Genomic DNA, 13,312 nt, shown 5'->3' with positions numbered 1-13,312 from the left:
CGATTCCTCTGTAGTTCAGTCGGTAGAACGGCGGACTGTTAATCCGTATGTCACTGGTTCAAGTCCAGTCAGGGGAGCCACATTTAGAGAAGCCCACACAAGGAAACTTGCGTGGGCTTTTTGCTTTCCGAGCTTTACCCTTGCTGCACGCGCCTTCGTCGGTTATTCACTCTTCTCGGCCTATCTTCAATTATCCCTCTGCATCGGGATAAATTGGTGGTCTGATGTGGGGTCATTTCGGTTCGATTATGGAGTGACCACCAAATGTCTCTGAACGATACTAAAATCCGCAGTCTCAAGCCTTCTGACAAACCCTTCAAAGTTTCCGATCCCCTCGGTCTATACCTTTTAATCAATCCAGGCGGTTCCTGACTTTGGTATCTCAAATATCGCATCAATAATAAAGAATCTCGCCTTGGCTTAGGTGCCTACCCTCTCATCTCTCTCGCTAATGCTCGTCAACAGCGTGATGATATTCGACGATTGCTTACGCAAAATATCAATCCGGCCCAACAACGACTCGTAGAAAAAAACATTCACTGTCCTAAAAAAACTTTTAAATTCGTTGCCATTAACTGGCATGCAAATAACAAAAAATGGTCACAAAATACTGCCGACCGTCTACTTGCCAGCTTGAACAATCATATTTTTCCAATCATTGGCAATCTGCCGGTAACAGAACTCAAGTCCCGTCATTTCATAGAATTACTTAAAGGAATTGAGAAGAAAGGCCTGCTAGAAGTCGCGTCCCGAACTCGGCAGCACCTTTGTAGCATCATGTGTGATGCCGTACATCAGGAGCTGATTGAAAATAATCCCGCTAACAATCTCGACGGTGTAACCGCCCCTCCCCTAAAACGCCATTACCCTGCTCTGCCACTCGAACGATTGCCTGAACTTTTGACTCGCATTAACGATTATCAGCAGGGACGGGAAAGGCGCTACGTTTAATGGGATATAACACCAAGAGTGAAATCTGTGGACATGGCCAAAAGGTGAACTTCTTATTGCAGAAGCAATAGGAGTGCAGGCCTGTGAAATATGGCCGAATAGGTATTTTGATATGCAAGGTAAATTAATAAAGCGAAGAATACGTCTTAAAAACAAGTAGATATTAAATTTTCATCTATTAACAGCCCGTCTTCAGAAAAATAGACACCAAACTTAATATAATCTTTTTTGGTGTTCATCAATAAAAAATCGATTAAGAAAAATCCCTATCTCAAACTATTGGGCTGACCTACAAGTTATAAGGGGCTAAGATACCTTGCACATTTCCTTTCCTGCTAAACTAATGTTTTTGTTATTTTAGGATGATTTGTTAGAGATATCTCATGGCGATAACATGTACCTTCAGCCTAAATAGTCAACCGGAGTCATTGTTGCAGTGTTATGGCATAGGCAGCTTTCCGGCTTTCTCTGGCCAAAAACAGGGACGTGATAATCCCAATCTTACCTCTGTCGTAAATATCGGCCCAATTCCCAAGGGGAAATATTTTATCGTTGGTCGCCAATCTGGAGGCCAGTTGGCTGCCATACGACAATTTTTTCTTAAGCATGTTTATGGCACGGACCGCTCAGAATGGTTTGCATTGTATCGTGCAGATGAAACAATTGATGATTGGACTTTTATTGATGGAGTCAAACGCGGCAATTTTCGTCTGCACCCTATAGGGCCAATGAAGTTAAGCGAAGGATGTATCACTCTCAAACGCAGTTCTGACTTTGAAAACTTACATAACCAGCTGCTACGGACAAGCATGATTAGCATTCCTGGTTCAACCCTCAAAGCATACGGAACCGTAGAGGTAAAATGATGAAAAAATGGAGCAAACGCTTAATTGGATTTTTGGTGCTGTTAGTTTTGATGAACCTTGCGATTGGCTGGTTTATAAGACTTTTCGTACCTAATTTCGCCTCAACACTTGGCAATTGGTTCAACAGCTCAGGTATAGAAGACTCATTAGACTTGTTAGTCGATTTCACGTTTCTGGCGGCGTTGGTTATTAGTCTTGTGATTTCTATATTGATCGTGCGATTTAAGAGACATAGAGTGTAATACTGAAATTGAAGGTTTTAGTGGCATGGAGGCCAGTAATGGAAAAAAGTAAGACCCTAGCAGTTATGGCAGTATTACCAGATTGTAGTGCTTGCCGTGGCAGCCAAAACTGCTGATATTTATATCACTGTACGTGGATTACAAAGTCGGCTGGCGATTGCACAAAAACAAGTCACAACACAGCAGGCGCTGCTGGAAAAAGTGCAGCTACTCCAAAGCAAAGGGCTGGCTCCCGAGTATCTAGTCCGTCAGAGCGAAGGGGAATTGTCACAGTTTCAGGCAACCGTGCCGATTATCAAGACAGGACTTGATACCGCGATGAATGCCTTGGACGTTATGCTTGGCACTCCTCCTGGTACCCATCGTGCTCAGTTGGCTTTGCCGGCCAGCATCCCTCAAGTACCGCAGATGACCTCAAAGGGAACGCCTGCCGATCTGCTCCGGCGTAGACCCGATATTATTGTCGCCGAGCGCCGTCTCGCAGCCTCAAATGCACGCATCGGTGTGGCCATCAGTGAGTATTATCCGAAGTTTTCACTCAGTGCATTGCTTGGCAGCGCTACGGCTGTTTCGAGCGGCAATCTCTTCTCCAGTGGTGCCAACCAGTCGGCTGGCGTTCTGGGACTACGCTGGCGGCTCTTCGACTTTGGCCGTATCAATGCCCAAATTGATCAGGCAAAAGGTCAGCAAGCAGAGGCGCTTGCCGTTTATCGCCTGTCAGTATTACAAGCCACTGAAGATGTTGAAAACGCGTTTTCTGCCCTTTTCAATCGCGAAATACAGACGGCAACGCTTACCGTAGGTGAAACTGCTTTGGCTAGCGCCCGCCAATCTACTTTTATTGCCTATCAGCAAGGAACAGCCAACCTGATTGATGTCCTGCATAACGACGAAACCTTGTTGCAGGTTTCTGATGCAAGGGCGCAAGCACAGACAGAATCGGCGCGCGCAGCTGTTGCCAAATTTAAGGCGCTTGGAGGTGGCTGGCAGCCGTCAGGAACTTTACCAAACACGCCATAAAAGTGATGCCCGTACTGAGAGATCACAAAAAAGAGGCTACTTCCTGCTCACGCTGGTCATAGGTCAGTCGCTATCCTGTTAGTCAAAAGCTTGGCATCTTTCAATCCTCATAGAAGTTGCCGGTTTGGCATCAGCGCATGTCTCCACTCAGCCGCGAGTGGCCAAAGTGCTGCCTGTCACGCGCTGACAATGACCTCAATCAGATTCGGCATGCCGCTGGCAATCGCCGCCTCGATGGCCGGTGCAATATCCTGAGCACGACGAATCTGTTGCCCCGGCAACCCCATCGACTGCGCCAGCGCCAAATAGTCAACTTTGGGATTAACAATGTCCATGGCGATAAACGTGCTGGTTTGTGCAGAGGAATAATGCGCCTGGCCGCGCATAAAGTTCTTCAGGATGTTGTATTCCTGATTGTTCATGACTACGTAGGTAATGGGCAGATTCTCATGGGCAGCGGTCCACATCGCCTGCGGCGAGTACATTGCCGCGCCGTCGCCGACCAGACATACCACTGGCTGTTTGCCTAACCCGAGCGAATAACCAATTGCCGCTGGCATCCCCCAGCCCAATGCACCGCCACGCATAAAAGCGTAATGCCCGGAATTATGACTGGTAAGGAATTTGCGCATCAGCGGCGACACGCAAAGTGCTTCATCGACGATAGTCACGTCGGGGCCAATCGCCCTTACCACCTCGTGGGCAGCAACAATCGGCGCTATCACCGGCAGGCTGAATTTTTCGGCGACGATTTTCTCCAACTGCTCGCGGGCAAATTTCCGCTGGTCACTCGCCTGAGCCAGCAACGCTTGATATCTTTCACGCTTCGCCGCCGTTGCCTGCTCCAGCAGCGGCAAAAAGGCATTAAGTGAGGCCTTGATATCCCCGACGATGGATAGCTTGGTCGCATAAGAACGGCCCAGGTCATTGACATCCGCCGAGAGCTGGTAAACCGCGCAAGTATCGGGTACCGCCGGTCCTTCACTGTACAGAATGGTGATTAGCGATTTGCCGCCGAGGGCAAAAATCGCCTCGTAGTTATCGAGAATTTCGGCGATGCCGGTCGCCGTTGTCGGCATATTGCCGCGCCACAGAGCGTGTGAGGTCGGATATGGGATCCGTGATGGCCAGGAAGAGCCATAAACGTGCGCGCTCAACAGTTCTGCCACCTTGATGGTTTGCTCTGTCGCACGGCTGGTATGAATTTCATCACCGGCAATAATCGCTAATTTGCCCGGCGTGCACTGCGCCAGAACCTCGGCCAATCGCGGCAAGGAGCCTCCAACTGCCCGGCGATCAATCTCTGAACGCTCGCCAATGCTGACGTCACTCAGCTGATCCATGATGTCCATCGGCAAGGAGAGAAATACCGGCCCGCTTGGTGCAGCATTACAATCATGAAAGGCGCGGCGCAGCAAAACCGGCAACTGGGAAGCGTTAGAGATATCCTGAGCCCATTTCACCGCCGGTGACGCAATGCTGACCAAGTCGTCATATAAAAGCGGATCGCTTATTGAGTGGCGGGTATCTTGCTGACCCGCCGTCACTATCAATGGCGTCTGTGAAACTTTGGCATTGAGCAGGTTGCCCATGCCGTGTCCCAGCCCACCGGCAGTGTGTAAATTCAGAAATCCCGGCTTGCCGGAGGCCTGGGCATAACCGTCAGCCATCGCCACTGCGCTGGCTTCCTGCAAGGCGAGGATGTATTTCAACGTCGGATGGCGTAACAAAGCATCCATCAGTGGAAGTTCTGTGGTACCGGGGTTGCCGAAGATATATTCGACACCTTCACTGTGCAGAGTTTCCAACAGAACATCTGCCCCACGGCGATTATTTAATGCTGAAGATTTAATGACAGTCACGGTATTGAACTCCAATGATTAATTAAGCCAGTCCAGGTTAATAAAGAGGCAATTAAAATGTAGCCGGAAAAATAGGATTATTAGCCATTGATTATTTATTTAATTATGTAATTTTATTTTAGATGATGATTTTTCTTCACGAAGGGAAAATAAGGTCAAAAATACTATTATTCTGTATCTGCCTGGGTGGCAGCATTCGTGAGCGCACAGCAACCCTCTCAGGTACTGGAAAGCCTGGTTTCTTGGAAAAAATGGCGACCAGCGACTACACTCAAGGGTAGAGCCCTATAAACTAATAGTCGCTATTAAGATTTATCATGTTCTTGTTCATTGATTTCAAGTCATAAATCTTACCGTCGTGGCATTAATAACTTTCGATGCAGTTAGAAGTTTATGTTGTTAAAAGTTTATGTTGCTAAAATTTTATGTCGTTAAAAATTTATGTTGTTAAAAGTTCAGAGTAAAGCGCACCTTTTACGAGTTAAGTGAAATTAATTCGTTAGATCCTGCCTTAACGCCACATGCCTATTCATTTCGAACTGTGCATGTTTTCCCTATCAAAGGCAGAAGCAGACAGGAGAATTATTTTGAGTACCGTAGTGACAGAGAATTCAACAGATTTACCGCCTCCTTCTTTTCAGGCCAGCCATCAGTACGCCTTCTTTTTCGACGTTGACGGCACCTTGGCCGAAATACAGCAAAATCCGGACGCCGTGACCATCCCCGAAACAGTACGCGCCAACTTGCAGTCGCTTTCAGCCATCTGTGGCGGAGCGGTGGCGTTAGTATCTGGCCGCCCTATTACTCAGCTCGACCAGCTCGCGGCCCCACTCACTTTACCGATGGCCGGCGTCCACGGCGCTGAACTTCGTGATGCCGGTGGCAATGTTCATCGGGTCCAGCTGCCTGAAGATGTGGCGCAGCCGTTGCAAAAAATGCTTGAAGAAAAAATGTCTACCCTGCCCGGCACCCTGCTCGAAGCCAAAGGTATGGCCTTTGCCCTCCACTATCGTCAGGCCATGGAGTATCAGCAGCAGGTGCTGGAACTTGCCGAAACGGCGGTGGCTCGTTTCCCTGAACTGGCGCTACAGCCTGGCAAATGTGTGGTAGAAATTAAACCGCAAGGCATCGATAAAGGCGCAGCTATCGAGACCTTTATGCAGCACGCCCCGTTCGCGGGAAGAATACCGGTTTTTGTCGGCGATGACCTGACAGACGAGAAAGGATTTCTCGCGGTAAATGCCGTGCAGGGAATTTCAGTCAAGGTCGGTGATGGCGCAGGCCATGCCCGATATCACCTAAGTCAGGTTACGGACGTTTACGACTGGCTGGAAAAAACACTATTACAATTAAAACAAGATAATGCAGGTAAGGGGTCAAGGTTATGAGTCGTTTAGTGGTAGTTTCTAACCGAATAGCAATTCCTGATAATTCAAAAGCCAGCGCGGGCGGATTGGCCGTCGGCGTTCTGGATGCGTTGAAAACCACCGGTGGACTATGGTTTGGCTGGAACGGAGAGATAAGCGAAATATCTGGCGAAGAAGACGATGAATTAAGCGTAGTCGAGCACGATGGGATCACTTACGCCTCGATGCCGTTGAATCAAAACGATTACGACCTTTATTACTGTCAGTTTTCCAATGCCGTTCTGTGGCCGGCTTTCCACTATCGAATCGACCTGGTGGATTTCCAGCGTGAAGCCTGGGAAGTTTACTGTCAGGTGAACGACTTGCTGGCCAAGCGCTTAAAACCGCTGATCAAAGAAGATGACGTATTGTGGATCCACGATTACCACTTGCTGCCATTTGCCGCCGCGTTACGAAAAATTGGCGTTAATAATCGCATCGGTTTCTTCCTGCACATTCCTTTCCCAACGCCTGAAATATTCAATTCGTTGCCGACGCATCAGGAACTGCTGAAAATGATGTGCGAATACGACCTGCTGGGATTCCAGACCGAGGCCGATCGCATGGCTTTCGTTGATAATCTCAAGCAACAAGATCTGTTGGAGGAAATCGACGAGAAAACGCATCGCGCCTACGGCAATACCTTTAAAACCGAGGTCTACCCGATTGGTATTTCACCGGACAGCATAAAAGAGATGGCCGAAGGCCCGTTGCCGCCGAAAATGGCCGCAATGAAAAAAGATCTCGGCGACGTGCAAAATATTATTTCATGCGAGCGTCTGGATTATACCAAGGGCCTGCCGGAACGTTTCCTGGCTTTTGAGGCTTTATTGGAAAACTTTCCGCAGCATCGAGGCAACGTGCGTTATTCGCAGATTGCGCCCACCTCGCGCGGCGATGTTCTTGCTTATCAGGACCTTCGTCATCAGTTGGAGATGGAGGTTGGCCGCATTAACGGAAAATACGGTTCATTGCACAGCACGCCTCTGTTCTATCTTAACCAGCATTTTGATCGCCGCCTGTTGATGAAATTGTTCAGACTTACTGATGTCGGCCTGGTGACGCCCCTGCGCGACGGTATGAACCTGGTTGCCAAAGAGTACGTTGCGGCGCAGAATCCTGAAGATCCCGGCGTGCTGGTGCTCTCACGCTTCGCCGGTGCCGCTAACGAGATGACCGCCGCGCTTATCGTCAATCCTTACGACCGTGACGAAGTGGCCGCAGCGTTGCATCAGGCATTGAATATGCCGTTGGAAGAACGTATTTCGCGCTACAACGAGATGATGGAGCTACTGCGCAAGAATGATATCGCGCAGTGGAGTAAAAGATATGTCGAAGATTTACAGGCCATCCCGGTTCGTAACAGCGGCCATGGCGCGGTAGCGGAGCACGCCGCTTCCTGACCTGATGACCGTTTTCTTACCTAATCAGCCCCAGATCGGGGCTGTTCATAAATAGTTTCAAACAAATCACCTCAAATTTAGGTGTTTGCCCCAACCGTTAGTGTCTTTTTTTAGCAGCGTAATGAATATGTTATGGATTTCTGGACCATTCGTGCTCCATGGAAATGTGATGAAGCGCACGCTTTTACGGTTGATAAGCAGGCGAATGTCTACACTTATTAAAGATAAGCACGGGATGCATCCCGTAAATTTGGACGCAATGAAGAGGTTTGTAGCGTATGCACAACTCTAAATTACAGACAGTTGAAGAAATAGATTTCGAGCTCGACCAGAACAAAGAATTTCAGCTTGAGCCACTCGAGCTGATCTTAGAAAAAATGATGGATGCCGAGCCAGAGCCGGAAATGATCGAAGGGTTGCCGCAGTCGGATGCCCTGACCCCGGCCGACCGTTATTTAGAACTTTTTGAGAACGTGCAGACAGCGCGAATTTTTGCCGACAGCAAAACTTTCCCCGATTGTCCGCCTAAAATGGACCCGCTGGACATTTTGATCCGTTATCGGAAAATTAATAAGCACCCACAGTTCGACTTAAAGAAGTTTGTCGAAAAGCACTTTTGGATGCCCAAGGATTATGGCAGCGATTACGTTTCCAACCCCGGCGATACCCTCAAGGAGCACATCGACAACCTCTGGCCAGTGCTGACACGCGAGCCTGAACACCATATTCCGTGGTCATCGCTGCTGACCCTGCCGCAGGCCTATATCGTGCCCGGTGGTCGTTTTAGCGAAACCTATTATTGGGACTCATACTTTTCGATGCTCGGTTTGGCCGAAAGTGGTCGCCACGATTTGCTGCGTACCATGGCGGACAACTTTGCCTGGCTAACAGAAATTTATGGCCACATTCCCAACGGCAACCGGACCTATTATTTAAGCCGTTCCCAGCCGCCGGTGTTTGCGCTGATGGTGGAACTGTTTGAAGAAGACGGAGTTCGCGGAGCACGGCGTTATCTCGACCATCTCAAGAAAGAATACGAATTCTGGATGGACGGTTCTGAATCGCTGGCGCCAAATCAGGCCTATCGACACGCGGTTAGAATGCCCGACGGCACTCTGCTTAATCGTTACTGGGATGACAGGGACACGCCGCGCGATGAGTCATGGCGCGAGGATGTCGAGACGGCGAAGCACTCGAGCCGTCCGGCTAACGAGGTGTATCGCGATCTGCGTGCCGGGGCCGAATCAGGCTGGGACTATTCGTCACGCTGGCTGCGCGATCCGGATCGCCTGGCGAGTATTCGTACCACAAAATATATTCCGGTCGATCTCAATGCCTTCTTGTTTAAACTGGAAAGCGTCATTGCCAATATTTCAGTACTCAAGGGCGAGAAAGATACCCAGGCGCTGTTCCGCCAGAAAGCGGAAGATCGCCGCAAGGCGATGAATAACTATTTGTGGGACGAAGATGAAGGCTGTTTCCGCGACTACGATTGGCATCGCCAGCAGTTTGGGCTGTTCTCGGCCGCCAGCGTTGTCCCGCTCTATGTCGGCCTGGCCACGCATAATCAGGCTGACAAACTGGCAGAAGCGGTGCGTAAGCGTTTATTGACTTCGGGCGGCATTATGGCGACCGAGTATGATACCGGCGAGCAGTGGGACAAACCCAACGGTTGGGCGCCGCTTCAATGGATGGCGATTCAGGGCTTCAAACAGTACGGCAATGACGCCTTGGGTGACGAAATTGCTCGTAGCTGGCTGAGAACGGTGAATACTTTTTATAAGCAACACCATAAACTGATCGAAAAATACCATATCTTCGGTGACACCGCTCAGGGAGGCGGCGGTGGTGAGTATCCATTACAGGACGGCTTCGGCTGGACCAACGGCGTTGTACGCCGACTTATCGGATTGTACGGCGAGAATTTTGATTAAATCAATCTAGACGCCTCTCAAATGATAAAAAGCCACTTTAAGAGGTGGCTTTTCCATTTCTATCGCTCCCCTCCCCCAAGATTCTTGCTTCAAACTCCCTGCAAATTAACTTTTAGTGCTTCAAACATAAACGAGAAGATAACTAAGCATTTTCGGACGTTGATAGATAAAAAAGTCATTACTAAAATGGATTGAGTATTCACTGTCTGAATGAAATAGGGTCATTCCTAGAGTGAAAGTTTATTAGAAACAGCGCTATCTGCTTTCCCCTAAGTTGTTGCAGGCTCGGAGCGCAAAGTGACGTTATCAGACAGGGAGTTAATCTCACTATGCAAGATATTCAAGAAAACAAACCCAAATCGCGTCCTCTCTGGCGTCGGTTGCCTAAAAAAATCGCTAAACATTTTTTACGCTGGAACGGACGTTTTCAGGCGCGCCATTCTCTGATCTCTACGACCCCAAAAATCAATAATGATGAATTTGACTGGGTAGAGCGTCTGGAAAGTGCATGGCCTGAAATACGCGCGGAGCTCGATCACTTGCTTGAGCACCCGGAGGATATTCCAGCCTTCCACCAAATCTCCCCGGATCAAAAGAAAATTTCCAAGGGAGACAACTGGAAAACCTTTGGCATGTATGTGTACGGCCAGAAAATTGAGCAAAACTGCGAGATCTGCCCTCGCACCGCTGAAGCCATCAGCTCCATCCCGGGGATGTATACCGCGATGTTCTCGATTCTCAAGCCGCATTACCACATCGTTCCCCACAAAGGCCCGACTCGTGCCGTAGTCCGTGCTCATTTGGGTCTTCAGGTGCCAAAAGAACGCGAAAAGGTCTGGATTCGCGTTGATGATCAAATCCTGCATTGGGAAGAAGGTAAAGTTCTGCTGTTTGATGACTCCTACGAGCATGAAGTGCTGAATGATACCGACGAGATGCGTGCCGTGCTGTTCCTGGACGTAGTTCGCCCGATGGATAAAGTGGGCACCTTCTTCAACAACATTCTGTTTGCCTTGATCAAGGCAAGCCCGTATGTCAGAAAACCAATCAAGAACCTTTCGAACTGGAAAAAAAGTACCCACTAAGATTTGGAGCTCCCAAGGATCGGCAGGCTGCCTATTGCTGCTGAATCTCAGGCTCTAAAATTTTTGCCTATCCAGCGCCTTGTTTTGATATACAACAAAATGAGGCGGCTGGAAGGCAGTATCCTGACACAATATCTCGCCCCTGACTCCCCTGTTAACCCGCGACTCTGCGCGCTATATCCCTGCGCAGCTTAAACCTGCCCATGAAATTAATGATAATGCTTTTCATTTGCGGTGGTTAATGATAATTATTACCGCGAAAAAATTCAGCCTTCCTTTCGCCTGACGTCTGTTGAGAACAGGACTGGTTTTACAGCCTGAAAACGCGAGGCAGGAAGGGAATAATCAGTAATTTAGGGAGAAAATAATGTCATCTCGTTTTACACCTGCCAAAAAGGGAATTACCTCGGCATTGCTGCTGACTTCGGTTCTTTTTTCAACCTCGCTGTTCGCTGAAATTCACGTCTCAATGGAAAGAAAAGCGGTCGACAAAGGGGTTTATGAATTAGCCTATAGTGCTGATCAGAAAGCGCTATTTGTCGCGTCCTCTCAGGGTCGCCAGGATAAAAGTGGTGCGTTATACCGTTTGGACCCGAGCAGCCTTGCCGTGAGCCAATCCATAAAAACCAACCTCAAACCTTTTGGCGTGGCGCTGAACAGCAAAACGGATACTGTTTTTCTGGGCAATACCACCAGCAGCGCAGTGACTTCGGTTGATGCCAAAACCAATAAAGTGCTGCAAGAACTGGTATTGGATAACCGCCCGCGCACTGAAAAGGAACGCCCGCTGGCACCGCGTGAACTGGTTGTAGACGAGGCGACCAACACGCTTTACGTCGGCGGTTTGGGTAAAGAGAGCGTGATTTGGGTAGTCGATGGTGCAAACCTGACGCTTCGTCACACGATTGAAGGTGTTGGGAAAATGGCAACCGGCCTGGCCATTGATGCCAAAGCTTCTCGCCTGTACATCACCAACGCTGATGGCGAGTTCCTGACAGTAGACACCAAAACCGACAAGATTCTGTCTCGGGTGAAAATTGATAACCCCGGTGAACACTTTTACCTGAATATCAGCCTGGATACCGCGAAGCACCGTGCCTTCATGACCGATTCGAAAGAACCAAGCCTGCTGGTTTTAGACACCGAAAACGGGAAAATAATCCACAAGATAGCGATTCCAGCGTCTCTGGCGGTACTATTCAACCCGGCACGTAACGAAGTCTATGTGACTCACCGTGATGCGGGCAAAGTTAGCGTTATAGATGCGACTAACTATAAAGTACTGGAAACGCTGGATATCCCGACGCATCCACAGAGCCTGGCCATTTCCGACGACGGGCAAACCCTGTATGTCAGCGTGAAGCAAGAATCAAGCCGACAGAAAGAGGCCACCGCGCCTGATGAAGTCGTTCGCGTAACTTTTAAATAACTTTTGATCCTCAACCCCTCGACCGGTGTCAGTTATAGCCCTGGTCGAGGGCATTAATGAGGCGAAACTGATGACAACGGCTATATTTTAGCTGTTACCTTTCTGTTCAAATCTTGAAATCACTTTCCTGAAGTTCTCATTCCAACATCAGATTCATCACATCGGGAGTTGCCATGACACGCCTGACAGCCAAAGATTTTCCCCCTGAATTGCTTGAACTTTATGACTATTACGCTCACGGAAAAATCACCAAGCGCGAGTTTCTTTCAATGGCGGCGAAATACACTGTCGGTGGCATGGCGGGCATGACACTGCTGAGCTACATGAGCCCAAACTATGCGCTGGCCCAGCAGGTCGAGTTCACCGATCCGGCAATCGTACCTGAATATATTCATTATCAATCCCCTGAAGGCAACGGCGATGTCAGGGCCTATATGGTCAAACCGGCTGGAGCGACGGGCAAAACGCCGGCGGTTGTGGTGGTGCATGAAAATCGTGGTTTAAATCCATATATCGAAGACGTCGCCCGCCGTGTCGCCAAGGCCGGATTTATCGCGCTGGCCCCCGACGGTTTAACCTCGGTTGGCGGCTATCCGGGCAATGATGACAAAGGTAAGGAGCTGCAGCAGAAGGTGGATCCGACCAAGTTGATGAATGACTTTTTTGCCGCTGTTGATTTTATGATGCATCACCAGCAAACCAACGGAAAAGTCGGGATTACCGGTTTTTGCTATGGCGGCGGCGTCGCCAATGCCGCTGCGGTGGCGTTTCCCGAGTTGGCAGCTGCCGTGCCTTTTTACGGCAGGCAGCCAAAGGCCGAGGACGTTCCGCGTATCAATGCCCCATTGCTGTTGCACTATGCAGAATTGGATAAAGGCATCACCGATGGCTGGCCGCCCTACGAGGCTGCGCTAAAAGCCTCTGGAAAAACCTATGAAGGTTACATTTATAAAGGGGCCAATCACGGCTTCCACAATGACTCTACACCGCGCTATGACAAAACTGCGGCAGATCTTGCCTGGAGTCGCACCATAAAATGGTTTAACAAATATCTGGTGTAACCCCTTGTTGTATAACATGGCAAATTGTATAACATGGCAAATTGTATAACATG

Annotated in this window: 9 protein-coding genes, 1 tRNA gene and 2 pseudogenes; 11 read left to right on the top strand and 1 reads right to left on the bottom strand. The window is 49.0% G+C overall.

Going from position 1 to position 13,312, the window contains the following annotated elements:
* Positions 1-4: 4 nt before the first annotated feature.
* The 5 genes and pseudogenes from AB3G37_RS07990 to AB3G37_RS07970 all read left to right on the top strand — a co-directional run.
* A tRNA-Asn gene (locus AB3G37_RS07990) sits at positions 5-80 on the top strand.
* 184 nt (positions 81-264) lie between these two features.
* Positions 265-936: pseudogene (locus tag AB3G37_RS07985) on the top strand (tyrosine-type recombinase/integrase); the annotation flags it as partial.
* Positions 937-1,024: 88 nt separating this feature from the next.
* On the top strand, positions 1,025-1,111 hold the full coding sequence (locus AB3G37_RS07980) for a hypothetical protein (RefSeq protein WP_369790915.1): 87 nt from the start codon (positions 1,025-1,027) through the stop codon (positions 1,109-1,111).
* A 223-nt stretch (positions 1,112-1,334) separates the two neighbouring features.
* Positions 1,335-1,817, top strand: a complete 483-nt coding sequence (locus tag AB3G37_RS07975; RefSeq protein WP_369790258.1) for a DUF2778 domain-containing protein — start codon at positions 1,335-1,337, stop codon at positions 1,815-1,817.
* Between the two features lie 332 nt (positions 1,818-2,149).
* Positions 2,150-3,079 (top strand): annotated as a pseudogene (locus tag AB3G37_RS07970) (TolC family protein); the annotation flags it as partial.
* A gap of 176 nt (positions 3,080-3,255) precedes the next feature.
* Here AB3G37_RS07970 and AB3G37_RS07965 read toward each other — a convergent pair.
* The gene (locus tag AB3G37_RS07965) at positions 3,256-4,941 is read right to left on the bottom strand and encodes a thiamine pyrophosphate-binding protein (RefSeq protein ID WP_369790257.1); all 1,686 of its coding nucleotides are present in this window, start codon (positions 4,939-4,941) and stop codon (positions 3,256-3,258) included.
* 587 nt (positions 4,942-5,528) lie between these two features.
* On the opposite strand from AB3G37_RS07965, the gene otsB reads away from it, so the two are divergent.
* The 6 genes from otsB (at position 5,529) to yghX (ending at position 13,259) form a co-directional block, all read left to right on the top strand.
* Positions 5,529-6,329, top strand: coding sequence for a trehalose-phosphatase (gene otsB / locus AB3G37_RS07960; RefSeq protein WP_369790256.1), 801 nt, complete (start codon positions 5,529-5,531; stop codon positions 6,327-6,329).
* Entirely contained in the window at positions 6,326-7,750 is a 1,425-nt protein-coding gene (otsA, locus tag AB3G37_RS07955; protein WP_369790255.1) for an alpha,alpha-trehalose-phosphate synthase, read from the top strand. Before otsB ends, otsA begins: the two co-directional genes overlap by 4 nt.
* 278 nt (positions 7,751-8,028) lie before the next feature.
* Positions 8,029-9,684: an alpha,alpha-trehalase gene (locus AB3G37_RS07950; RefSeq protein WP_369790254.1), complete on the top strand. Its 1,656-nt coding sequence runs from the start codon at positions 8,029-8,031 to the stop codon at positions 9,682-9,684.
* A 329-nt stretch (positions 9,685-10,013) separates the two neighbouring features.
* Positions 10,014-10,769 carry an aspartyl/asparaginyl beta-hydroxylase domain-containing protein gene (locus AB3G37_RS07945; RefSeq protein WP_009637268.1) on the top strand — a complete coding sequence of 252 codons (756 nt, stop codon included), beginning with the start codon at positions 10,014-10,016 and terminating at the stop codon, positions 10,767-10,769.
* 367 nt (positions 10,770-11,136) lie between these two features.
* Entirely contained in the window at positions 11,137-12,198 is a 1,062-nt protein-coding gene (locus AB3G37_RS07940) for a YncE family protein (protein WP_369790253.1), read from the top strand.
* Positions 12,199-12,371: 173 nt separating this feature from the next.
* Positions 12,372-13,259 carry a YghX family hydrolase gene (yghX, locus tag AB3G37_RS07935; protein WP_369790252.1) on the top strand — a complete coding sequence of 296 codons (888 nt, stop codon included), beginning with the start codon at positions 12,372-12,374 and terminating at the stop codon, positions 13,257-13,259.
* Positions 13,260-13,312 lie beyond the last annotated feature (53 nt).

Origin of the sequence: Rouxiella sp. WC2420, from assembly GCF_041200025.1 — a bacterium.
In the GTDB taxonomy this organism is placed as follows: Bacteria; Pseudomonadota; Gammaproteobacteria; order Enterobacterales; family Enterobacteriaceae; genus Rouxiella.
The sequence above is the reverse complement of the archived record's forward strand: the minus strand, read 5'-3'. Positions and strand labels throughout refer to the sequence as shown.